20 protein-coding genes are annotated in these 21,586 nt (G+C 73.4%); 5 read left to right on the forward strand and 15 right to left on the reverse strand.

Annotated features, from left to right (window positions below):
- Positions 1 to 12: 12 nt before the first annotated feature.
- Positions 13 to 1,203 carry an ROK family transcriptional regulator gene (locus ACFHWT_RS02180; protein WP_282233571.1) on the forward strand — a complete coding sequence of 397 codons (1,191 nt, stop codon included), beginning with the start codon at positions 13 to 15 and terminating at the stop codon, positions 1,201 to 1,203.
- Positions 1,204 to 1,209: 6 nt separating this feature from the next.
- Here the strand turns inward: ACFHWT_RS02180 and ACFHWT_RS02185 are convergent, their stop codons facing one another.
- From ACFHWT_RS02185 to tsaB, 6 genes are all read right to left on the reverse strand, one after another.
- Positions 1,210 to 2,988 carry an ABC transporter ATP-binding protein gene (locus tag ACFHWT_RS02185; RefSeq protein ID WP_416592914.1) on the reverse strand — a complete coding sequence of 593 codons (1,779 nt, stop codon included), beginning with the start codon at positions 2,986 to 2,988 and terminating at the stop codon, positions 1,210 to 1,212.
- A complete protein-coding gene (locus ACFHWT_RS02190; RefSeq protein ID WP_416592915.1) occupies positions 2,985 to 4,730 on the reverse strand; it encodes an ABC transporter ATP-binding protein in 1,746 nt (581 codons plus the stop codon). Before ACFHWT_RS02190 ends, ACFHWT_RS02185 begins: the two co-directional genes overlap by 4 nt.
- 77 nt (positions 4,731 to 4,807) lie before the next feature.
- Positions 4,808 to 5,062 carry a hypothetical protein gene (locus ACFHWT_RS02195; RefSeq protein ID WP_281555725.1) on the reverse strand — a complete coding sequence of 85 codons (255 nt, stop codon included), beginning with the start codon at positions 5,060 to 5,062 and terminating at the stop codon, positions 4,808 to 4,810.
- A gap of 11 nt (positions 5,063 to 5,073) precedes the next feature.
- Positions 5,074 to 6,120, reverse strand: coding sequence for a tRNA (adenosine(37)-N6)-threonylcarbamoyltransferase complex transferase subunit TsaD (tsaD, locus tag ACFHWT_RS02200; protein WP_282233568.1), 1,047 nt, complete (start codon positions 6,118 to 6,120; stop codon positions 5,074 to 5,076).
- The gene (gene rimI, locus ACFHWT_RS02205; RefSeq protein ID WP_416593142.1) at positions 6,113 to 6,565 is read right to left on the reverse strand and encodes a ribosomal protein S18-alanine N-acetyltransferase; all 453 of its coding nucleotides are present in this window, start codon (positions 6,563 to 6,565) and stop codon (positions 6,113 to 6,115) included. Before rimI ends, tsaD begins: the two co-directional genes overlap by 8 nt.
- Positions 6,566 to 6,582: 17 nt before the next feature.
- Positions 6,583 to 7,296 carry a tRNA (adenosine(37)-N6)-threonylcarbamoyltransferase complex dimerization subunit type 1 TsaB gene (gene tsaB, locus ACFHWT_RS02210; protein WP_416592916.1) on the reverse strand — a complete coding sequence of 238 codons (714 nt, stop codon included), beginning with the start codon at positions 7,294 to 7,296 and terminating at the stop codon, positions 6,583 to 6,585.
- 296 nt (positions 7,297 to 7,592) lie between these two features.
- Here tsaB and ACFHWT_RS02215 point away from each other — a divergent pair, with 296 nt between their 5' ends.
- Positions 7,593 to 8,315 carry a helix-turn-helix domain-containing protein gene (locus ACFHWT_RS02215; protein ID WP_416592917.1) on the forward strand — a complete coding sequence of 241 codons (723 nt, stop codon included), beginning with the start codon at positions 7,593 to 7,595 and terminating at the stop codon, positions 8,313 to 8,315.
- A gap of 4 nt (positions 8,316 to 8,319) precedes the next feature.
- Here ACFHWT_RS02215 and ung read toward each other — a convergent pair whose 3' ends face one another.
- The 5 genes from ung to ACFHWT_RS02240 form a co-directional block, all read right to left on the reverse strand.
- Complete coding sequence (gene ung, locus ACFHWT_RS02220) at positions 8,320 to 9,024, reverse strand: uracil-DNA glycosylase (RefSeq protein WP_416592918.1); 705 nt, start codon at positions 9,022 to 9,024, stop codon at positions 8,320 to 8,322.
- 93 nt (positions 9,025 to 9,117) lie between these two features.
- Positions 9,118 to 9,624, reverse strand: coding sequence for a tRNA (adenosine(37)-N6)-threonylcarbamoyltransferase complex ATPase subunit type 1 TsaE (tsaE, locus tag ACFHWT_RS02225; RefSeq protein WP_416592919.1), 507 nt, complete (start codon positions 9,622 to 9,624; stop codon positions 9,118 to 9,120).
- Positions 9,621 to 10,709: an alpha/beta fold hydrolase gene (locus tag ACFHWT_RS02230; protein ID WP_416592920.1), complete on the reverse strand. Its 1,089-nt coding sequence runs from the start codon at positions 10,707 to 10,709 to the stop codon at positions 9,621 to 9,623. Before ACFHWT_RS02230 ends, tsaE begins: the two co-directional genes overlap by 4 nt.
- A complete protein-coding gene (gene alr, locus ACFHWT_RS02235) occupies positions 10,706 to 11,824 on the reverse strand; it encodes an alanine racemase (RefSeq protein ID WP_416592921.1) in 1,119 nt (372 codons plus the stop codon). The genes ACFHWT_RS02230 and alr overlap by 4 nt, the downstream gene beginning before the upstream one ends.
- Before the next feature lie 101 nt (positions 11,825 to 11,925).
- The gene (locus ACFHWT_RS02240; RefSeq protein ID WP_416593143.1) at positions 11,926 to 13,482 is read right to left on the reverse strand and encodes an NAD(P)H-hydrate dehydratase; all 1,557 of its coding nucleotides are present in this window, start codon (positions 13,480 to 13,482) and stop codon (positions 11,926 to 11,928) included.
- Positions 13,483 to 13,652: 170 nt separating this feature from the next.
- On the opposite strand from ACFHWT_RS02240, the gene ACFHWT_RS02245 reads away from it, so the two are divergent.
- Both ACFHWT_RS02245 and ACFHWT_RS02250 read left to right on the forward strand, forming a co-directional pair.
- Positions 13,653 to 13,988: a hypothetical protein gene (locus tag ACFHWT_RS02245; RefSeq protein WP_416592922.1), complete on the forward strand. Its 336-nt coding sequence runs from the start codon at positions 13,653 to 13,655 to the stop codon at positions 13,986 to 13,988.
- Positions 13,985 to 15,589: an alpha/beta hydrolase gene (locus ACFHWT_RS02250; protein ID WP_416592923.1), complete on the forward strand. Its 1,605-nt coding sequence runs from the start codon at positions 13,985 to 13,987 to the stop codon at positions 15,587 to 15,589. Before ACFHWT_RS02245 ends, ACFHWT_RS02250 begins: the two co-directional genes overlap by 4 nt.
- On the opposite strand, the gene glmS is transcribed toward ACFHWT_RS02250, so the two are convergent.
- A complete protein-coding gene (gene glmS / locus ACFHWT_RS02255) occupies positions 15,576 to 17,516 on the reverse strand; it encodes a glutamine--fructose-6-phosphate transaminase (isomerizing) (protein ID WP_416592924.1) in 1,941 nt (646 codons plus the stop codon). The two genes, ACFHWT_RS02250 and glmS, sit on opposite strands and share 14 nt — an antisense overlap.
- 150 nt (positions 17,517 to 17,666) lie before the next feature.
- Here glmS and ACFHWT_RS02260 point away from each other — a divergent pair, with 150 nt between their 5' ends.
- On the forward strand, positions 17,667 to 18,875 hold the full coding sequence (locus tag ACFHWT_RS02260; protein WP_416592925.1) for a pyridoxal phosphate-dependent aminotransferase: 1,209 nt from the start codon (positions 17,667 to 17,669) through the stop codon (positions 18,873 to 18,875).
- Between the two features lie 54 nt (positions 18,876 to 18,929).
- Here ACFHWT_RS02260 and glmM read toward each other — a convergent pair whose 3' ends face one another.
- The 3 genes from glmM to rplM all read right to left on the reverse strand — a co-directional run bounded on the left by glmM (position 18,930) and on the right by rplM (position 21,450).
- The gene (gene glmM / locus ACFHWT_RS02265; RefSeq protein ID WP_416593144.1) at positions 18,930 to 20,294 is read right to left on the reverse strand and encodes a phosphoglucosamine mutase; all 1,365 of its coding nucleotides are present in this window, start codon (positions 20,292 to 20,294) and stop codon (positions 18,930 to 18,932) included.
- A 209-nt stretch (positions 20,295 to 20,503) separates the two neighbouring features.
- Positions 20,504 to 20,986 carry a 30S ribosomal protein S9 gene (gene rpsI, locus ACFHWT_RS02270; protein WP_416592926.1) on the reverse strand — a complete coding sequence of 161 codons (483 nt, stop codon included), beginning with the start codon at positions 20,984 to 20,986 and terminating at the stop codon, positions 20,504 to 20,506.
- A 20-nt stretch (positions 20,987 to 21,006) separates the two neighbouring features.
- Positions 21,007 to 21,450: a 50S ribosomal protein L13 gene (gene rplM / locus ACFHWT_RS02275; protein WP_123606095.1), complete on the reverse strand. Its 444-nt coding sequence runs from the start codon at positions 21,448 to 21,450 to the stop codon at positions 21,007 to 21,009.
- Between the last annotated feature and the right edge of the window lie 136 nt (positions 21,451 to 21,586).

A 21,586-nucleotide genomic window follows, 5' to 3' on the forward strand; every position in this document is an offset into this window, starting at 1 on the left:
GACGACGAACCGATGCGGGCAGGACCCAGCCAGGAGGAGATCCGCCGGCACAACCTCGGCGCGCTGCTGCGGCACGTACACGTGCACGGCGCCACCTCACGGGCCGAACTGACCACCACGCTGGGGCTCAACCGCAGCACCATCGGCGCGCTCACCGCCGACCTGGCCGCCGCCGGCCTGGTCAGCGAGGGCGGTGCCCGGGAAACCGGCCGGGCCGGACGACCGTCGCTGGTCGTCCGGCCCGCGTCCGAGCGGGTGTACGCGTACGCGCTCAGCATCGAGGTCGACCGGTTACGGGCCGCCCGGGTCGGACTCGGTGGCCGGATCCTCGACACGCGCACCGGCGACCGACCCCGGGGCACCCTCGCCGCCGAGGCGGTCGGCCCACTCACCGGCTTCGTCAAGGAGCTGCACCAGGCGGTGCCGGCCGGAGCGGTCTGCGTCGGCAGCGGCGTCGCGGTCTGCGGCATGGTCCGCCGCGACGACGGCATGGTCCGCCTCGGCCCCACCATGGGCTGGGTCGACGAGCCGCTCGGCGCGGCCCTGGCCGAGGCGCTCGGCGACGACCGGGGCGTCCTGGTCGGCAACGTCTCCGACGTGTGCGCGCTGGCCGAACACACCCGGGGCGCGGCGGTCGGCTGCGACCACGTCGTCTACCTGTACGGCGACGTCGGCGTCGGCGCCGGGATCATCGCCGGTGGCCGGCGGGTCACCGGGCACGGCGGGTACGGCGGCGAGGTCGGCCACATGGTGGTGCACCCCGGTGGCCGGCCCTGCCTGTGCGGATCCCGGGGCTGCTGGGAAACCGAGATCGGCGAACACGCGCTGATCCAGGCAGCCGGCCGCAGCGGGGAAGTCGTCGGCCGGGAGGCGGTGCTCGCCGTGGTGGACGCGGCCGACCGGGGCGACGGCCAGGCCCAGGCCGCGGTCCGCCAGGTCGGCAACTGGCTCGGCTTCGGCGTGGCCAACCTGGTCAACATCTTCAACCCGGAGACGGTGATCTTCGGCGGTACGCTGCGGGACGTCTACCTGGCGGCGGCTGCGCACGTGCGCAGCCGGCTCAACTCCAACGGGCTACCGGCCTGCCGGGAACACGTCCGGCTGCGTACCCCGAAACTCGGCGACGACGCGCCGCTGATCGGCGCCGCCGAACTCGCCTTCGAGCAGCTGCTCGCCGACCCGCTCGACGCGGTGGCCGGCTGACCCCGGTCAGCCGACCGGATGCGCCGACCCGAGACCCTGCCAGGTGCGCCACAGCTCGGCATACGGGCCGTCGGCGGCGACCAGCTCGTCGTGCGAGCCGAACTCGGTGATCAGCCCGTCCTCGACCACGGCGATCCGGTCGGCGTCGTGCGCCGAGTACAGCCGGTGGGCGATCGCGATCACCGTACGCCCGTGCAGCACCGCGGCGAGCGACCGCTCCGTTCGCCGGGCGGTACGCGGGTCGATCAGCGACGTCGCCTCATCCAGCACCAGGGTCTGCGGATCGGCCAGCACCAGCCGGGCCAGGGCGAGCTGCTGAGCCTGGTCCGGACCGACCGGGTGGCCGCCGGCACCGACCACTGTGGCCTCCCTGTCCGGCAGGGCGGACACCCAGTGCAGCGCGTCGACGGCGGCCAGCGCGTCGCGTACCTCGGCGTCGCTGGCGTCCGGTCGGACCAGCGCGATGTTGTCGCGCACCGTACCGATGAAGACGTGATGCTCCTGGGTGACCAGGGCGACCCGGCCGCGCAGCTGGTCCGGCGTGAGGTCGGTCAGCGGTACGCCGCCGGCGGTGACCGAGCCGGCGGTCGGCCGCAGCACCCCGGCCAGCAACCGGCCCAGGGTGGACTTGCCGGCCCCGGACGGCCCGACGATGGCGATCCGCTCCCCCGGTCGCGGCACCAGGGTGACCCCGCGCAGCACCTCCCGCCCGTCGACGTAGCTGAAGTGGACGTCGACCGCCGCGACCGGGTCGGCGGCGCGCACGCCGTCGGGTGCCGGCGTGCGGGGCACCGCGGTCGCGGACCGGTCCGGCTGGGCGACGCCGAGCAGCCGGGCCAGCGACGCGGCCCCGAGCTGCAGCTCGTCCAGCCAGTTCAGCAGCCGGTCCAGCGGGTCGGTCAGCATCTGCACGTAGAGCACCGCCGCCGTGACCTGGCCGAGCGTCACCCAACCACGCAGGTAGCACCAGCCGCCGATGGCCAGGGTCGCCGCGACCGGCACCACGTAGCTGATCTCGATCAGCGGGAACCAGACGGTACGCAGCCACAGCGTGTAACGCTCGGCCGCGTACTGCCGGGCGATGTCGGTGTCGGTACGCCGCCGCCGGTGCTCCTGCCGGCGCAGCGCCTCGACGGTCCGGGCACCGTCGAGGGTCTCGCTGAGCCCGTCGGTGATCCGCGAGTACGCGGCGCTCTCGGCCAGGTAGCCGTCCGGCGCCCGGCGCAGATACCAGCGGGTGCCTGCCCACAGCAGCGGCACCACTATCAGGCAGGGCACCGCCAGCACCGGGCCGACCAGCAGCAACGCCCCGAAGATGAAGGTCGCGGTGCTGATCGCGATCAGCGTCTCGGGCACCGCGAACCGCACCGACTTGGACAGCACGGCGACGTCGTGCGAGGTCCGGGTGAGCAGGTCACCGGTGCCGGCCTTCTCCACGGTCGACAGCGGAATGGACAGCACCCGGCCGATGAACTCTTCGCGCAACGCGGCCAGCACCCGCTCACCGAGCCGGGCCGATGCCACGTGCGCGTAGCGGGCCAGCACCGCCTGTAAGACCAGGAACCCGGCGATCGCCAGGGCGGTCCGGTCGACGGCGGCGATCGCCGCCGTGGCCGTGGTGAGCGTCTCGACCAGGCCGCCGAGCAGCCGGGGCGCGGCGAGCCCGGCGACTGCGGCGCCCACGTGCAGCGCGAGAGCACCGGCCAGCATCCGTGGGTGCCGGCGGACCAGGACACGGGCGTACCGGCGGACCTCGGCCCGGTCCGCGACCGGCAACGCCGTCACGACGCCACCTCACTCAACGCCACCGACTCGGTCGACGCCGCCGGCTCGGCGCGGGTCACCAGGGCGGCGTACCCGGGCGCGGTGCGCAGCAGATCGGCGTGACTGCCGTCGGCCACCACCCGGCCGGCGTCGACGAACACCACCCGGTCGGCGTGTTCCAGCAGCAGCGGGCTGGTGGTGCAGACGACGGTGGTCCGGCCGGTCCGGGCGGCCGGCAGCCGGGCGGCGATCCGCACCTCGGTGTGCGCGTCGACGGCGCTGGTCGGCTCGACCAGCACCAGGATCGGCGGGTCGGCGAGCAGCGCCCGGGCCAGCCGGAGCCGCTGTTGCTGGCCGCCGGAGAACTCCCGGCCGCGTTCGGCGACCTCGGCGTCGAGACCGTCCGGTAGCGCGTCGACGATGTCGGTGGCGCTGGCCGCGACCAGCGCCGCCCGGATCGCCTCGTCGCTGGCCTGCCCGGTGCCGTCAAGTTCGTCGCGCAGCCGGCCGGTGAACAGCCGGTCGTCGTTGTCGGTCACCAGGATCCGCTGCCGGACCGTGGCCAGGTCCAGCTCCCGCAGTGGTACGCCGGCCAGGGCGACCTCGGCGTCGCGGTAGCGCCCCAGCCGGTCGGCGAGCCCGACGACGTCGTCGGGCGCGGTGGCCGCGACGGCGGTCAACTGGTACGGGGCCACCCGCAGGCCGGATGTGGAATCGACCAGGTCGCCGGCGCGGTCCGGCAGTCGGCGCGGCCGCGCCGGGTCGGTGAACTCGCCGGTGATGGCGAGCAGGCCCGCGACCCGGCGGGCGGCGACGTGGCCACGGGTCATGGTGTGCAGGAACTCGGTCAGCGTCCGGATCGGACCGGTCAGGAACGCGGTGTACGCGTAGGCGGCGACCAGCTGCCCGACGGTCAGCTCGCCGGAGAGCGTGAGCCGCGCCCCGAGCCAGGTCACCAGCACCAGGAACATCCCGGGCAGCAGCAGCTGGCCGGCCTCCAGGACGGACTCGACCCGGGCCAGTCGGTCGCCACGCCGCCGCAGCTCCTGCGACTGGTCCCGGTAGCGGTCGGCGAAGGCCGGTTCACCGCCGACGCCGCGCAGAATCCGCAGGCCGGTCACGATGTCGCCGGCCAGGGTCGCCAGGGTGGCCTGCTGGTCCCGGTACGTCTGCTGGCGGCGGTGCAGCGGCCGCAGGCCGAGCCCGACGGCCGTCATCAGCACCGGCACCCCGATCACGATCACCAGCCCGAGCGGAACGGAGGTGCCGAGCAGGATCGCGGCGACCACGACGATCGCCACCACCGCACCGACCGCCCGGGCGACGACCTCCACCGCGCCGCCGAGACTGCCCATGTCGGCGGTCCCGATGCTCACCACCTCGCCGGTGGCCAGCCGTTTCGGCAGGGTGGCGCCGAGCCGGTTGGCCTGCCGTACGGTGAGCTGGACCGTGCGGTACGCGGTGGACAGCCAGTTGAACACGCCGAACCAGTGCTGGCTGATGCTGGCCGTCGCCTGGACCAGCCCCAGCCCCAGTAGCACCACCGACCAGCCGAGCAGCGCCTGCGGATCGCGGGCGGTGAGGCCGACGTCGATGGCATGTCCGACAACCGCCGGCATCAACGCCTGGCTGCCCATCCAGACCACGCTGAGCACCGATCCCCAGGCCACGGACGCCCCGGCACGTCCGGCCAGCCAGCGCAGCAGACGCAGGGCTGACCGGTGATCGGCTACGCCGGGATCGGCGACGGGCAGGGACCACATGACATCGCGACGGTACGGCTACTTTGCGTGGCCGATCCACCGAGTTTCCCATTTCCGCCGGTCGGTCGGCGGCGGCTTCAGCGGTCGACCTGGGTGAAGTCCCAGCTGTGCGGTGCACGGGTGACCAGCCGCAGCGGTGGTTCCGGCAACGACAACGGGCTGCTGCGCCACTTCGAGATGACCACCAGCCGGTCATCGGTCGACGAGAAGACCTCACTGGCCAGGTGCAGCGGGCTGTGTTCGATCTCCGGCAGCGCGGTGTCACAGACCCAGGTGAGCAACTCGGTCAGGCGGGACGGCTCGGCCTTCGCCTCCCACATCCGCACGATCACGTCGCCGGACATTACACGCTCACCGTGGTCAACGGCAGCGCGGAGTCGGCCGGCAGGTCCAGCCGGCTGGCCGGTACCCCGGCGGCGACCAGATGCGAACCGAGCGCCGCGACCATCGCGCCGTTGTCGGTGCACAGTTTCGGCCGGGGCACCCGGACCCGGATCCCGTACCGCTCGCAGCGTTGCTCGGCCATCGCCCGCAGCCGCGAGTTGGCCGCCACCCCGCCACCGATGACCAGGGTCTCGACGCCCCGGTCCCGGCAGGCGTCGACCGCCTTGGCGGTCAGCACGTCGCAGACCGCCTCCTGGAACGACGCGGCGACGTCCGCCACCGGCACCGGCTCACCGGCCCGTTCCCGGGCTTCGACCCAGCGGGCCACCGCAGTCTTCAGTCCGGAGAAGGAGAAGTCGAACCGGTGCGCGGCGAGGTCCTTCGGCGCGGTGAGTCCACGGGGGAATGCGATCGCCGCGGCGTCACCGTCGCGGGCCGACCGGTCGATCGGCGGCCCGCCGGGGAACGGCAGGCCGAGCAGCCGGGCCACCTTGTCGAACGCCTCACCGGCCGCGTCGTCGATGGTGGCGCCGAGCGGGGTGACTCCGGCGGTCAGGTCGTCGACCAGCAGCAGCGACGAGTGCCCGCCGGAGACCAGCAGGGCGATCGCCGGTTCCGGCAGCGGACCGTGCTCCAGGGTGTCCACGGCCACGTGGGCGGCGAGGTGGTTGACGCCGTACACCGGCTTGTCGGTGGCGATCGCGTAGCCCTTGGCCGCCGCGACACCAACCAGCAGGGCACCGGCCAGACCGGGGCCGGCGGTCACCGCGATCGCGTCGATGTCGGCCAGGGTGACGCCGGCGTCGTCGAGGGCCCGGCGCATCGTCGGCACGATCGCCTCCAGGTGGGCCCGGCTGGCCACCTCCGGCACCACGCCGCCGAACCGGGCGTGTTCGGCCACGCTGGAGGCCAGCGCGTCGGCGAGCAGCGTGTGCCCACGGACGACGCCGACTCCGGTCTCGTCGCAGGAGGTCTCGATCCCGAGGACCAGAGGTTCGTCAGCCATCTCGCATCATCACCAGAGCGTCGGTGTTGCTGGGTTGGTAGTAGCCACGGCGTACGCCGACCGGTTCGAAACCGTACGCCGCGTACAGCCGCTGCGCGGGTGCGTTGTCCACCGCGACTTCCAGGAAGGTCCGGCCGGCCCCGCGCCGGGTGGCTTCGTCGAGCAGCCCGGCCAGCAGGGTCCGGCCCACGCCGCGCCGTTGGCGGTCCCGGCGTACCGCGACGTTCTGCACCCACGCCTCGTCGGGTGTCGCCGGGTCGCCGGCCAGCGCCAGCCCGGCGTACCCGGCCAGCCGGTCGGTCCCGTCGACGGCGGCCAGGTAGTGGTGCCCGTTCGCCAGCTCGTTCCAGAACATCTCGGCCGACCACTGTTCGGCGCCGAACAGGTCGGCTTCGATCGGCACCGCCTGTTCAATGTGCCACCAGCGGAACCGGACGATCCGCAGCTGCCCGTCGGCCTGGGTCACTGGAGCACCGGTTTGCGTCCGGCCGCCGCGACGGCGTCGGGCCGGCGCAGGTAGCACGGGGTCAACGGCTCGGTGGGCGCGGCGGCGCGGACCCGGTCGGCTGCCAACCGTGCCAGCGGAAGCGGGTCCGGGTAGCGGGGCTCGGGTCGCACCGGTACGCCGAGCGGTTCGGCGTACCGCAGGGCGCCGTCGCCGACCGCCGTGGTGACGCCGAGACCCGCCAGGGCCCCGGCGACGGCGGCCGGCGCGCCGACCGCCGGGTCGGTGAGCCGCCGACCGTCGGCGGCGTACACCGCCCAGTAGATCTCCCGGCGCCGCGCGTCGGTAGCAGCCAGCACCCGGCCGGTCGCGGCGTCGCTGCCGGCGGCGTCGCTGCCGGCGAGGTCGGTGCCGGCGGCGCGGCCGAGCGCGTCGAGGGAGTTGACGCCGTACGTCGGGATGTCGAGGGCATGCGCCATGCTGGCGGCGGTGACCAGACCGACCCGCAGTCCGGTGAACGGACCAGGTCCGAGCCCGGCCACCACTGCGGTCAGGTCCGCCGCCGTCGCACCGAACTCGGCCAGGCAGGCGGCGATCTGCGGGGAGAGCAGTTCGCCGTGCGCCCGCGCGTCGACCGTACGTCGACTGGCCAGCAGACGTACGTCGTCGGTGATCTCGGCCAACGCGGCGGTCACCGCGGGAGTCGACGAATCCAGCACCAGTACCAGCACGGTATGCACCCTAACCGGACACCGCGGCCGGCTCCTGGCTGCCCTCGGCGCGCCCGTGGCCGGGTCACCCCACACCCCCCGCGACCCCCGCGTGTCGCGCGTGTCGCGCGTGTCGCCCGCCACTCATACTCTCCGGACCTGATGCCACACGTGCATCTTGATGCCACAGGTGCATCAAGCCTGGAGAGAGACCATGTCCCCCGCGCCGAACCTGGCCCGGCCTGAGCCCGGCCGGTCGGGAACCGGACATCCGTCGAGGATGGACATCATCGGTACCGGACAGGGACCATCAGCGAATGGAATCGTCGACCCGGCTCGGCGGGGAGGTCGGCCGGCTGCTGCGGCAGGAGCGCGAACTCCGTTGGCTGACCCAGCGGGATCTGGCCATTGCCACCGGAATCGCGCAGACCACCGTGGCCCGGGTCGAGTCCGGTCACCGTGGCGCGGCGCTACCACTGGTCGAGCGGTTGTTCGCGGCGCTGGGCCGGCAGCTCGTGGTCGGAGTCGAAGACCTCGGCGAGGACGTGGACCGGCAGATCGCGCAACTCGCCGACCGCAGGATCGATGACCGGCTCCTGGACACCGGCGTCGAGCGGTTCCGCCGCCACGTCGACGGAATCAGCTACGTGTTCGACGGTCCGACCGCCGCACTGCTGCAGGGCGCGCCGGGGCCGGCACCCGGAGTGCACGTGGCCCTGCTCTGGTCCGAGGCGGACCCCATCACCGAATGGCTGACCGGCCGGTACGCGAGCCGGTGGATGGACCGTTGGCAGGAGTACCGGCACATTCCGGTCGATCCGCGCGAGCCGTATCCACACCGGTGGCAGACGATAGCCGGTGAGATCCACGCCCGGATGTGCGACGAACTCCCCGAGTCGATCGACGTACGGCACGGCGAGCGGCACTACCCGGTGGTGCCGCTGGCCGAGCTGGCGATCGCCGATCCGGGCGTCGCCCGGCTGCTGGACCGGCACCGGGTGAGCCGCAGCGGTCAGCCGGCACCGGGCCGCAGCGGCTGACCGGTCAGCCGGCCACCGGCTGACCGGCACCGCCGGTCCGGCTCCAGTCGATGCCGGGCAGGCCGGCATCGGCCAGCGCCTTGTCGGTGGCGCTGAACGGCCGGCTGCCGAGAAAGCCCCGCGGGTTCATCGGGCTGGGGTGGCCGGCCTCCAGCACGACGTGCCACGGGTTGGTGATCAACCCGCGCTTCTTACGCGCGTAGCCGCCCCACAGCAGGAAGACGACCCGCTGGTCCCGGGCGTCGAGCGCGGCGATCGTGGCGTCGGTGAACTCCTCCCAGCCCTTGCCGGCGTGCGAGCCGGGCCGGCCCTGCCGCACGGTGAGCACCGCGTTGAGCAGCAGCACCCCCTGGGCCGCCCAGCCGGTCAGGTCACCACTGCGCGGCATCGGCACCCCGACGTCGGTGCCCAGCTCCTTGAAGACGTTGCGCAGCGACGGCGGCACCGGCACCCCGTCACGGACGCTGAAGCTCAGCCCGTGGGCCTGCCCGGCCCGGTGGTACGGGTCCTGGCCGAGGATCAGCACCCGGCACTGTTCCGGCGGGCACAGCCGGTACGCGGTGAACAGGTCCTCCACCGGCGGGTACACCGTCTGGTCGGCGTACTCGTCGGCGACGTACCGGCCGAGCGCGGCGGTGCCAGCCGAATCCAGGTGCGGGGTGAGCGCGGTGGCCCAGGAAGGAGGCAACATGGCCAGCAGGTCGAGCATCTCGGGAGCCTTTCGTCACGCCTCGGTGGTGGCCGTCGCCCTCCGACCCGGAGGGCTGCGCGCCGGACGGCACTCTACGGGTGGCCTACGACATCACCGTCCAGCATGGCCGGCCGGCTGGTCCAGCGCGGCGAGCCGGCCCGACCAGCCGGGGCCCCGCCCGGTCACCTCTGCGGTCCGGGAGTCGTCCTCGGCCCGGTGCATGCGGACCAGCAGGTGCGCCTCGGCGAGCTGCTCGACCATCCCCTCGCCCCACTCGACGACGGTGACCGCCCGGTCCATGTCGGCGTCCAGGTCGAGGTCGTCGATCTCGGCCCGTGGGTCGGGCGCGTCGCCGAGCCGGTACGCGTCGGCGTGCACCAGGGTGAGCGTGCCGCCCCGGGCCGGATCCGGCTGGTGGACCCGGGCGATGACGAAGGTCGGCGAGGTGACGTCGCCGCGCACCCCGAGACCGTCGCCGATTCCCTGCACCAGGGCGGTCTTGCCGGCGCCGAGCGGACCGGTCAGCACCACCAGGTCACCCTGGCGCAGCAGCCGGCCGAGACGGCGGCCGAGGTCGTGGGTGTCGGCCAGTTCGGGCAGCGGGATCCGGACAGTCATCGGGCAAGTTTCGCAAGGAACGCGAACAGCGCCGCGTTGACCCGGTCGGCGTGTTCCAGCATCACCACGTGCCCGCCATCGGGAATCCGCACGTAGTCGGCGTCGGGCAGCCGGCGCAGGATCTCCTCCGAGTGGGTCACCGGGGTGATCATGTCCTTGTCGCCGACGATGACCAGCGTGGGGCTGCTCTCCAGGACCGCGAGCGCCGGGTACCGGGAGTGGGTCAGCAGGGTCCGCACGTACCGGGTGACGGTCTCCGCCGAGGTCCGCGAGTTCATCCGTTCCACGTAGCTGACCAGCGCCGGGCTGGGCCGGTCGGTGCCGAAGCCGTACTGGCGGGTCAGCAGCCAGGCGAGGTCGGCGGTGGCCACCCGCAGCCGGTCGATCACCGGACCGGTCAGCCGGGTGGCGTTGTTGACCAGCATCAGCAGCGGCGAGCCGGCCCGGCTGAGGATCGCCGGCAGACCGAGCCGGGCCTCGTCGACCAGACTGCCCGAGGTCGCCATCAGTACGGTGCCGACCACCCGGTCGCGGAACAGCTCCGGATGCCGTTGCGCCAGGGCCATGATGGTCATGCCGCCCATCGAGTGTCCGACTAGGATCAACGGGCCGTGGCCGGCGGCCTGCTCGATGACCGCGCGCAGTGTCTCGCCGAGCGCGTCGATCTCGTAGTCGCCGGACTCCAGCCGGCCGGAGCGGCCGTGGCCGGGCTGGTCGTAGCAGACCATCCGGTACTCTCCCCGCCGGGTCAGCTCCCGGCGTTGGAAGTGGAAGGTCCCCATGTCCAGGCAGTAGCCGTGCACGAAGACGATGGTCGGCCGGGCCGGTGCCCCGTCGTCCGGTTCGACGATCTCCACGTAGACGTCGGTGCCGTCGGCTGCGGTGACCACCCGGGTCTCGTCGTAGGGCAGCTCGCCGAAGGGTTCGTCGGCGTACCGGTCCGCCACCTCCCGCTTGAGCCGACGTACCAGGGCGCGTTCGGCGGCGACCGTCGCGGTCACCCCGGCCGCCGCGACGCCGAGGGCCGCGCCGACGAGGCCGGCGGTCCGGGCCACCTTCTGCGCACCGGCCCGCTGCCCGTTCATGGCCGGCTGTCCTGGTAGGTCCGGGGCACCCGGGGACTACCGAACCGGGTGACGATCTCGTAGTTGATGGTGCCGACCGCGTCGGCCCAGTCGTCGGCGGTCGGGCCGCCGTCGCGTCCGTCACCGAACAATGTCGCCACCTCCCCGGGGGTGATCTCGTCGTCGCCGCAGTCGAGCACGATCTGGTCCATGCACACCCGGCCGGCGATCCGGCGCACCCGGCCGGCCAGCCGCACCGGCCCGGTGTTGGACGCGTGCCGGGGCACCCCGTCGGCGTAGCCGAGCGGCACCACGGCCAGGGTGCTCTCCCGTTCGGTGTGGTAGGTGTGCCCGTAGGAGACGCCCTGCCCGGCGGGGACCCGCTTGACCAGCATCACCCGGGCACGGACGGTCATCGCCGGCCGCAGGCCGAAATTGGCTCCCGGCACCGGGGACAGCCCGTAGCAGGCGATACCGGGCCGGACCAGGTCGAAGTGGGTGTCCGGCCGGGTCAGCGTGGCCGCCGAGTTGGCCAGGTGCCGGTAGCGGGGGCGCAGCCCGTACCGGCTGGCCACGGCGAGCCCGTCGTGGTACGCCGCCAGCTGCCGGTCGATGGTGGCGTGCCCGGGCGCGTCGGCGAAGACGAAGTGGCTCCACACCCCGACCACCTCGACGGTGCCGTCGGACTGCGCTTTGGCGGCCGTCTCGACCAGTTCGGGCCAGTCGTCGCCGGTGGCCCCACCCCGGGACAACCCGGTGTCGATCTTGAGGTGCAGCCGGGCCGGCCGGCCGGCGAGTCGGGCCGCGGCGACGGCCTCGGACAGCAGGGCGCGGCTGCCGACGCCGAGGTCGACGTCGGCGGCGACCGCCTCGTGCAGGGGCAGTCCGGGGCTGAGCAGCCAGGCCAGCACCGGCCCGGTCAGTCCGGCACCGCGCAGCTCCAGCGCCTCACCGAGGGTGCAGACGCCCAGCCAGTCCGCTCCGGCGTCGAGTGCGGCCCGGGCCGCCGGCACCATGCCGTGGCCGTACCCGTCGCCCTTCACCACCGCCATCAGCTCGGCGCTGGTGCCGGCCCGCAGCCGGGCCACGTTCTCCCGGATCGCGTCCAGGTCGACCCGCACCTCTGCCTGCCACATGAGGCCAGCCTACTGACCGGTCACCTGATCGGGCAGGTTCCCGGCCGGTCAGGTCGGCGGCCGGCCGGGTCAGATCATCGTCACCCACCGACAGACCGCTGTCACCCGCCGGTCAGGTCGGCCACCACCGGGCGTAGCGCGGCGGCCACCTCGACCGCGGTGACCGGCCCGCTCCGGGCGGCGGCCCGGCCGGCCAGGCCGTGCACGTACGCGGCGGCCAGCGCCGCCCGCGGCGGATCCAGCCCGGCGGCGAGCAGCGAGCCGAGCAGGCCGGCCAGTACGTCGCCGGTGCCGCCGGTGGCCAGCGCCGGGGTGCCGGTGGCGTTCACGTACGCCCGTCCGTCCGGTCCGGCGACCACCGTACGGTCGCCTTTGAGCAGGACGGTCGCCCGCATCCAGGCGGCCAGCCGCAGCGCGGCCCCGACCCGGTCGTCGCCGGGTGGCTGGCCGGCGAGCCGGGCGAACTCCCGGTCGTGTGGGGTGATCACGGTGGGTGCCTGCCGGCCGCGCAACTGCTCGGCCCAGCTGCCGTCGACCAGCATGGTCAACGCGTCGGCGTCCAGCACCACCGGCACCGGCGCGGCCAGCACCGACCGCAGCTCGGTGACGGCGTGTTCGCCGCCGCCCAGCCCGGAGCCGCAGACCCAGGCCTGTACCCGGCCGGCGTCGGCGACCCGACCGGTGGCGATCACCGAGGGGTACCGGTCCAGCACCTGGCCGGCGGCGCTGCCGGCGTACCGGACCAGGCCGGTCGGCCCGGCGACCGCCCCGCCGACGGAGAGCACCGCCGCGCCCGGATAGGTCGCCGATCCGGTCGCCACCCCGACGACTCCCCGGGTGTACTTCTCGGCGGCCGGGGCCAGCGCCGGCCACCAGGCCGACACGTCGTCGCGACCGGGCACCTCGAACGCGGGTGTACCGCGCAACCACGGTCGCAGGCCGATGTCGACCAGCTCCACGTGGCCGGCGCGGACGGCGGCCGGACCGACCATCAGGGCCGGCTTCAGGCAACCGAAGGCGACGGTGACGTCGGCCCATACGGTGTCCGTCCCGGCTGCGGCGGCTCCGGCTCCGGCGGGTCCGGTTCCGGCTCCGGCCAGGCCGGCTCCGGTCGACGGCACCGCAGCGCCGTCGGGCACCCCGCCGGTGTCGACCGCCACGCCGCTGGGCACGTCCACCGCGACCAGCACCGGCCGACCGCCGCGTGCCGAGGTGAGCTCCCCGGCGCGGGCGAGCGCACCGGCGGCCGGCTCCCGCAGCCCACCGGTGCCGCCGATGCCGACGATCCCGTCCAGGATCAGGTCCGCGTGCCGGCCGGCGCCATCGCCGGTCCGGCCGTCGATGGTACGGCCGCCGGCGGCCCGTAGCGCGGCGAGCCCGCCGGGGTGGGCCCGGTCCGGTCGCAGCAGCCAGGCGGTGACCCGGGCGCCCCGGCGGGCCAGCCGGGCCCCGGCGTACAGCGTGTCACCGCCGTTGTCGCCCGAGCCGACCAGCAGCAGCACCTCGGCACCGTAGACCCCGCCGCGCTCGGTGAGCAGGGTGGCGCACCGGCGGGCCAGGCCGGCGGCGGCCCGGTGCATCAGTGTCCCCGGTGGAACGGTCGCCATCAGCGCCTGCTCGGCGCTGCGGACGTCGGACACCCGCCACACCTGGATCATTCGCCGCACCTCCGCCGCGCCGCCTACGTCGCTCACCACCACGGTCACCCTACCGGCGGTGGTGGCCGGCAGGACGGTAACCGCTGCGCCGATTGTCCACAGGGTCCCCGCCACGCCGCCGGTTCCAGATAGCGTCTGCCCATCGACGCATGCCGACGGAGGCGACATGGGTGAACGGAGACGACATGGGTGAGCTGCCCGGCAACGACGTGGGCCCGGCCGGCGGCGGGCCGCTGCGGGTGCGTCCGGCCGTACTGCACGACGCCGCCGACCGGTTGACCGGGCTGGCCTACCGGCTGGGGCACGGGCTGGCCGGCCAGCCGGAGCTGACCGTCGCCGCACCGGGCTGGGCGGCGGCCGACCTGCTGGTCACGGTGGAGGCCGCGGTGCACCGGCAGGTGAGCCGGGCCGGCGCGGACGCGGCCGCCACCGGGCAGGCGCTGACCAGAGCCGCCGTCGAGTACGACGCCGCCGACTGGCGGGCGGTCCACCGGCTGGCCAGGTGATCACGTACCGGCAGCTGTGGCGGGCCGACCCGGCGGCCTGGCAGCGGGCCGCGTACGGCTGGCGGCGGCGGCAATCAGCGGTCGAGCGGCGGGCCGCCGAGGTGGCCGGGGCGGCCGGGGCGCTGCGCGCCGGCTGGTCCGGCCCGGCGGCGTCCGCCGCCGACACCCGGTTGGTCGGCCTGGGTGACCGGCTCGACGCCGTCGGCCCGGCGCTGTGCGTCGTCGACCAGATCCTCAGCCGGTACGCCGAACAGCTGGCCCGGGCCAAGGCGGTGCTCGCCGACTGGGTCGCCACGGCGGGGGTGCTCGGTCTGTCGATCGACCGGGACGGCCGGGTCGGCGTTGACCCGGCGCTCACCCGCCCGGACGAGCCGACCCTGGCCGGTGCCCGCCGGGTGGCCGCCGGCGTCGCCGACGCGCTTGCCCTGGCCACCGAGGCGGACGTCGACGCGGCCCGCCGGCTCGACGCGGCCGCCACCGCCGCCAGCCAGGGCTGGCCGGCACGGCCGCCGGCGACGCGCCCGCCGCCGTCGGCCGCGCCGGCGACGGTGCGGGCCTGGTGGGCCGGGCTGGACGACACGCGGCGACGCTGGTTGATCCGGCACGAGCCGGCCCGGGTCGGTCGGTGGGACGGTCTGCCGGCGGCCGTGCGGGACCGGGCGAACCGGCTGCTGCTGGGTCGGCAGCGGGCAGCGCTGCTGGCCGAGCGGGCGGCGCTGCTCGGCAGCACGGATCCGACGGTAGTGCCGCGGTTGCGCCGGCTGGATCGGCTGATCGCCGGGTTGGCCACGGTCGACGACCGGCTCGCGTCCCCGGCTGGCCCTCGGGCCTATCTGCTGGCGCTGGACGGCGGCGCCGGCCGGTCGGGTGATCTGTCGACTCCCGCCTCGACCGGCCGGGTGATTCTCGCGCTGGGCGATCCCGATCAGGCCCGACGCGTGCTGACCCACGTGCCGGGGATGGGCAGCGGTCTCGACCGGGTCGGCGGCGAGTTGATCCGCACCGAGCAGGTGCTGCGACGTTGCCAGCAGTTGGCGCCACAGGAGTCGACCGCCGCCGTGTTGTGGCTGGACTACGCGGCGCCGGCGTTCGTCGATGAGGCGGCCAGCGCCGCCCCGGCACGGGCCGGTGCCGCCGATCTGCGCCGGTTCCAGGATGGTCTGGGCGTCAACCGCGACGGCGACCCGGGCGGGTTGACGGTGCTCGGGCACAGCTACGGCTCGCTGGTGGTGGGTACGGCGGCGCAGGCACCCGGCCTGGCCGCCGACAACCTGATCTTCGTCGGTTCGCCCGGGGTGGGGGTGGATCGGGTGGACGAGTTGGCGGTGCCGGCCGACGGGGTGTGGGCCACCACCGCCGACAACGATGTCATCCGCCGGGCGACCTGGCCGCAGCTGTGGCCGGGCGACCGGCTGTGGCACGGCGAGGACCCGAGCGGCGAGAACTTCGGCGCCCGGGTCTTCGCCGGTGACGCGTCCGGGCATCTGGGCTACTGGGCCGGGGACAATCCGGCGTTGGACTCGATGGCCCGGATCGTGCTCGGTGCCGACCACCCGGCTGGCAGCCGCCCCGGCACGGGCGCGGCGATCACTCCACGGTGACCGACTTGGCCAGGTTTCGGGGCTGGTCGACGTCGTGCCCCCGGGCGGCGGCGATCTCGCAGGCGAGCACCTGCAGCGGCACCGTGGTCAGCAGCGGGGCCAGCAGCGTCGGGGTGCGCGGCACGTAGAGCAGATCGTCGGCGTACGGCGCCACGGCGGTGTCGCCCTCCTCGGCGATCACCACGGTCCGGGCGCCCCGGGCCCGTACCTCCTGGATGTTTGACACGACCTTGTCGTGCAGCATGCCCCGGCCGGCCGGTGAGGGCACCACGCAGACCACCGGGGTGCCCTGGTCGATCAGCGCGATCGGACCGTGCTTGAGCTCGCCCGCGGCGAAGCCCTCGGCGTGCATGTAGGCGAGCTCCTTGAGCTTGAGCGCGCCTTCGAGGGCGACCGGGTAACCGACGTGCCGGCCGATGAACAGCACCTGGTTGGCGGTGGCGAGGTCCCGGGCGAGCTGGCGGACCGGTTCCATCGAGTCCAGCACCTGCCGCAGCTTGTCCGGCATCTCCTGCAGCTGGCTGACCACGGCGGCCACCTCGTCGGCGTACTTGATGCCGCGAACCTGGGCCAGGTGCAGGCCGATCAGGTAGCAGGCCACCAACTGGGTGAGGAACGCCTTGGTGGAGGCGACCGCGATCTCCGGGCCGCCGTGGGTGTACAGCACCGCGTCGGACTCGCGCGGAATGGTGGAACCGTTGGTGTTGCAGATCGCCAGCACCCGGGCCTTTTGCTCCTTGGCGTGCCGCAGCGCCATCAGGGTGTCCATCGTCTCGCCGGACTGGGAGATCGCCACCACCAGGGTGGACCGGTCCAGCACCGGGTCCCGGTAGCGGAACTCGCTGGCCAGTTCCACTTCGCACGGGATCCGGGTCCAGTGTTCGATGGCGTACTTGGCGACCATCCCGGAGTGGTACGCCGTACCACAGGCGACGATGAAGATCTTGTCGGCGTCGCGCAGGTCCTGGTCGGTGAGGCGGACCTCGTCCAGCATGATCTCGCCGGTCTCGGTGAGCCGGCCGAGCAGCGTGTCGGCGACCGCCTGCGGCTGCTCGGCGATTTCCTTGAGCATGAAGTAGTCGTAGCCGCCCTTCTCGGCGGCTGAGGCGTCCCAGTCGATGTGGAAGTCGCGGCCGAGCGCCGGCGCGCCGGAGAAGTCGGTGATCTCGATGCTGTCCGGGGTGATCAGGACGACCTGGTCCTGACCGAGCTCGACGGCGTCGCGGGTGTGCTCGATGAACGCGGAGACGTCGCTGGCCAGGTAGTGCTCGCCCGGGCCGCGACCGACCACCAGCGGGGAGTTACGCCGCGCCCCGACCACCGCGTCCGGGATGCGGGCGTCCACCGCGAGCAGGGTGAACGCGCCTTCGAGGCGTTGACACACCCGACGCATCGCGGCGGCCAGCAGCCGCGGCCCCTCCGGCTCACCGGCGGCCCGCAGGTCGGCCAGCGCGGCGGCGAGCAGGTGGGCGGCGCATTCGGTGTCGGTGTCGCTGACGAACTCGATCCCGTCGGCTTCGAGCTCGGCGACCAGCTTGGCGAAGTTCTCGATGATCCCGTTGTGGATCACCGCGATCCGGCCGTCCCGGGACACGTGCGGGTGGGCGTTGCGGTCGGTCGGTCCGCCGTGGGTGGCCCACCGGGTGTGGCCGATGCCGGCGGTACCGTCGCCGATGCCGACCGGGGCCGGGCAGCCGGTGCCGTCGACCGTGGGGGTGTCACCGGCCGTGGCGGTGCCGAACCGCTCGTCGCCGAGCGCCTTCTCCAGGTTGGCGAGTTTGCCGGCCCGCTTCTCGGTGCGCAGCTCGTCGTCACAGACGATCGCCACGCCGGCCGAGTCGTAGCCCCGGTATTCGAGCCGTCGGAGCCCGTCCAGCACGATGCCCAGCGCCGGCCGTGCGCCGACGTACCCCACGATTCCACACATGGGTCGTAGCCTAACTCACGATCGCTCACCAGCGGTGCGCATAACCCCAGCAATCAATCAAGCACGCTGAGCAGTAACCAACCAAACCCGCCTTATAGGGCAAAGTACGGGTGCCGTCATCTGTTTCGATGGACCGCATAAAGTGGCGAGGTGGTCACCTCCCCCGGCGCCCCCGCCGACATCGACCCCCTGGTCCGCCGCATGCGCCCGTTCGGCACGACGATTTTCGCCGAAATGTCCGCTCTTGCCGTCCGCACCGGCGCGGTCAACCTCGGCCAGGGCTTCCCGGACACCGACGGGCCCACCGTGATGCTGACCGCCGCCACCGAGGCGCTGCGCAGCGGCCACAACCAGTACCCACCCGGTCCCGGCATCCCGGCGCTGCGCACCGCCGTCGCCCGCAACCAGCAGCGCTTCTGGGGTCTCGACTACGACCCGGAGACCGAGGTCCTGATCACCGCCGGCGCGACCGAGGCAATCACCGCCGCCATCCTCGCGCTGTGCGAGCCGGGCGACGAAGTCGTCTGCTTCGAGCCCTACTACGACTCGTACGCGGCCGCGATCGCGCTCGCCGGGGCGGTCCGCCGGCCGGTCACCCTACGTCCCGACGGGGACGGCCGGTACGCCTTCGACCCCGCCGCGCTGCGCGCCGCGGTCGGGCCGCGTACCCGCCTGGTGCTGCTCAACTCCCCGCACAACCCGACCGGCAAGGTCTTCACCGTCGCCGAGCTCACCGCGATCGCCGCGATCTGCCAGGAGCACGACATCTGGGCGGTCACCGACGAGGTGTACGAGCACCTCGTCTTCACCGACGCCGACACCCCGCACGTCCCGCTCGCCACCCTGCCCGGGATGCGAGACCGGACGCTGCGCATCTCGTCGGCGGGCAAGACCTTCTCCTGTACGGGCTGGAAGATCGGCTGGGCCAGTGGGCCTGCCGCGTTGGTCACCGCCACCGCCCGAGTCAAGCAGTTCCTCACCTACGTCAACGGCGGGCCGCTGCAGCCGGCCGTCGCGGTGGCGCTGGACCTGCCGGACAGCTACTACACCGGGCTGCGGCAGAGCATGCAGGCGCAGCGCGACCAACTGGTGGCCGGGCTGTCCGAGGCCGGATTCCGGGTGCTGGTGCCGGAGGGCACCTACTTCGCCACGGCCGACATCAGCGCGCTGGGCGGCTCCGACGGGATCGAATTCTGCCTGTCCCTGCCGGAGCGCTGCGGCGTGGTCGCGGTACCGACCCAGGTGTTCTACGACGAGCCGGACGCCGGGCGACTGCTGGTGAGGTTCGCCTTCTGCAAACGTCCTGAGGTCCTCGCCGAAGCCAGTCGGCGGCTGGCCGGCCTGCGACCGGCCGACTGACCGAGCGGGCCGGACGGGTTCAGGCCGGCCGGTCAGGCTTGCCGGGCCAGCTGATCAGGCCGGGCTGGCCGCGCGGACGGCAGCGGCGATCCGCTCGGCGACCGACCGGGCGGTCTCCACCGTCGCCGCCTCGACCATCACCCGAACCAGCGGCTCGGTGCCGGACGGGCGCAACAGCACTCGTCCAGTGCCGCCCAGCTCGGCCTCGGCCCGCTCGGCGGCGGCCCGCACCGCCGGGTCGCCGGCACCGGCGATCCGGTCGCCGACCGGCACGTTGATCAGCACCTGAGGCAACTTGGTGACCGTGGCCGCCAGCCCGGCCAGCGAGGATCCGGTGGCCGCCATCCGGGACATCAGCTGCAGCCCGGTGAGAACTCCGTCGCCGGTGGTGGCGTAGCTGGGCATCACGATGTGCCCGCTCTGCTCGCCGCCCAGCGCCAGCCCGCTGGCCCGCAGCTCCTCCAGCACGTACCGGTCGCCGACCTTGGTCTCGACCAGCTTGATGCCCTCCCGGGACATGGCCAGCCGCAGACCGAGGTTGCTCATCACGGTGGCCACCAAGGTGTCGGCGGTCAACGTTGCGGCGTCGCGCATGGCCAGCGCCAGGATCGCCATGATCTCGTCGCCGTCCACCTCGGTGCCGTCGGCGGTCACCGCCAGGCACCGGTCGGCGTCGCCGTCGTGGGCCAGCCCTAGATCGGCGCCGTGTTCGAGGACGGCGGCGCGGACCACGTCGAGGTGGGTAGACCCACAACCGTCGTTGATGTTGAGCCCGTTCGGCTCGGCGTTGATCGCGATGACCTCCGCGCCGGCCTCCCGGTAGGCGACCGGGCCGACCTCGGCCGCCGCGCCGTTCGCGCAGTCGACCACCACCCGCAGCCCGTCGAGCCGGTGGTCGACCGTGCCGACCAGGTGCCCGACGTAGTGCTCGGCCCCGTCCAGCAGGTCGCTCACCCGGCCGATACCGGCCCCGGTGGGCCGCCGTCGGCCGGTGGACCCGTCGCCCTCGATCGCCGCGCCAATCGCGGCTTCGATCTTCATTTCGAGATCGTCCGGCAGTTTGTGCCCGCCGGCGGCGAACAGCTTGATGCCGTTGTCCGGCATCGGGTTGTGCGACGCGGAGAGCATCACCCCGAAGTCGGCCTTGGTCTCCCCGACCAGGAACGCGACGCCAGGGGTCGGCAGCACGCCGACCCGTAGCACGTTCGCGCCGGCGCTGGTCAGCCCGGCCACCACGGCGGCCTCCAGCATCTCGCCGCTGGCCCGCGGATCGCGGCCGACCACGGCCAGCGGCTGACGGCTCGGATCCCGCTCGGCCAGGGTGTGCGCGGCGGCGACCGCGACCGCCAGCGCCAACTCCGGGGTTAGATCGGCGTTGGCCCGCCCGCGTACGCCATCGGTGCCGAACAGCCGCGCCATACCTGTCATCCTCCGATGGTCCCGCTAACGGTGCCGCTCCGCCGCCCCGTCCGGGGTAGGGATCCGCCCGCTGCGATGGCGAGCGGGCCGGCAACCGATGAAGATACTGCCGATGAACGGAAGAATCCGCATCAACTAGACAAAAAAGCACGGACGGCCGAGAAACCCCACGAAGGAGGTGTCCCAGCCGCCCGTTCAGCCGTGTCGGACTAGCGCTTCGAGTACTGCGGAGCCTTACGGGCCTTCTTCAGGCCGTACTTCTTGCTTTCCTTGACCCGGTCGTCGCGGGTGAGGAAACCCGCCTTCTTCAGCGCCGGGCGGTCGTCGCCGTCGTTGGCGCACAGCGCCCGGGCGATACCCAGCCGCAGCGCACCCGCCTGGCCGGTGATGCCGCCGCCGCGCAGGTTGGCGATCACGTCGAACGCCTCGGCCTTCTCGGCCGTCACCAGCGGCTCCCGGATCAGCTGCTGGTGCACCTTGCTCGGGAAGTACTCCTCGAGCTCGCGACCGTTGCAGGTGATCTTGCCGGAGCCGGGGACGATGCGCACCCGGACGATGGCTTCCTTGCGCCGCCCGACGGTCTGGATCGGGCGCTCGCCGCGCGGCGCGCGCACCACTGGCGCGGGCGTCACGGCGGGGGCCGGCTCGGTCTCGGCAACGGCGACCGGGCTGGCCACGGTGGTGTCGGTCATGCTGGTTCCTTCGCCCGCGCTCACTGCGCGATCTGCTTGATCTCGAACGGCACCGGCTGCTGCGCGCCGTGCGGGTGCTCGGCGCCGGCGTAGACCTTGAGCTTGCGGATCAGCTTGGCACCGAGCTTGTTGTGCGGCAGCATGCCCTTGACGGCCAGCTCGATCGCCCGCTCGGGCCGCTTGGCCAGCAGCTCGTCGTAGCCGACCTGCTTCAGCCCGCCGGGGTAACCGGAGTGCCGGTAGGCCACCTTGGTGTGCCGCTTGTTGCCGGTCAACGCCACCTTGCCGGCGTTGACGACGATGACGAAGTCACCGGTGTCGACATGCGGCGCGAAAGTCGGCTTGTGCTTGCCGCGCAGCAGCGTGGCGGCGTGGGTGGCCAGGCGGCCCAGCACGACGTCAGAGGCGTCGATCACATGCCACTGACGCTCGATCTCACCCGGCTTCGGGCTGTACGTACGCACAGGTCTACCTTGTCTCGTCGTCGGTCTGGGGTCGCGCGTCGGTCGTCAGGTAACGCGCGGGCCGTCGGGGCGACCCGGAACCGGGCGACCTGGCAGAGAACGCGCGCGCGAACGACAAGCATACCCCGGCTGACCT

It is taken from the genome of Micromonospora sp. LOL_021 (assembly GCF_048060215.1).
Classification (GTDB): domain Bacteria; phylum Actinomycetota; class Actinomycetes; order Mycobacteriales; family Micromonosporaceae; genus Micromonospora_E.

Bases quoted from the DNA above. Each gene is read 5' to 3' on its own strand.
- ACFHWT_RS02180 (WP_282233571.1), top strand. From the start codon at position 13: ATGCGGGCAGGACCCAGCCAGGAGGAGATCCGCCGGCACAACCTCGGC.
- ACFHWT_RS02190 (WP_416592915.1), bottom strand. From the start codon at position 4,730: ATGTGGTCCCTGCCCGTCGCCGATCCCGGCGTAGCCGATCACCGGTCA.
- tsaD (WP_282233568.1), bottom strand. From the start codon at position 6,120: ATGGCTGACGAACCTCTGGTCCTCGGGATCGAGACCTCCTGCGACGAG.
- ACFHWT_RS02215 (WP_416592917.1), top strand. From the start codon at position 7,593: ATGGAATCGTCGACCCGGCTCGGCGGGGAGGTCGGCCGGCTGCTGCGG.
- ung (WP_416592918.1), bottom strand. From the start codon at position 9,024: ATGCTCGACCTGCTGGCCATGTTGCCTCCTTCCTGGGCCACCGCGCTC.
- tsaE (WP_416592919.1), bottom strand. From the start codon at position 9,624: ATGACTGTCCGGATCCCGCTGCCCGAACTGGCCGACACCCACGACCTC.
- ACFHWT_RS02230 (WP_416592920.1), bottom strand. From the start codon at position 10,709: ATGAACGGGCAGCGGGCCGGTGCGCAGAAGGTGGCCCGGACCGCCGGC.
- alr (WP_416592921.1), bottom strand. From the start codon at position 11,824: ATGTGGCAGGCAGAGGTGCGGGTCGACCTGGACGCGATCCGGGAGAAC.
- ACFHWT_RS02240 (WP_416593143.1), bottom strand. From the start codon at position 13,482: ATGATCCAGGTGTGGCGGGTGTCCGACGTCCGCAGCGCCGAGCAGGCG.
- glmS (WP_416592924.1), bottom strand. From the start codon at position 17,516: ATGTGTGGAATCGTGGGGTACGTCGGCGCACGGCCGGCGCTGGGCATC.
- glmM (WP_416593144.1), bottom strand. From the start codon at position 20,294: ATGGCGCGGCTGTTCGGCACCGATGGCGTACGCGGGCGGGCCAACGCC.
- rpsI (WP_416592926.1), bottom strand. From the start codon at position 20,986: ATGACCGACACCACCGTGGCCAGCCCGGTCGCCGTTGCCGAGACCGAG.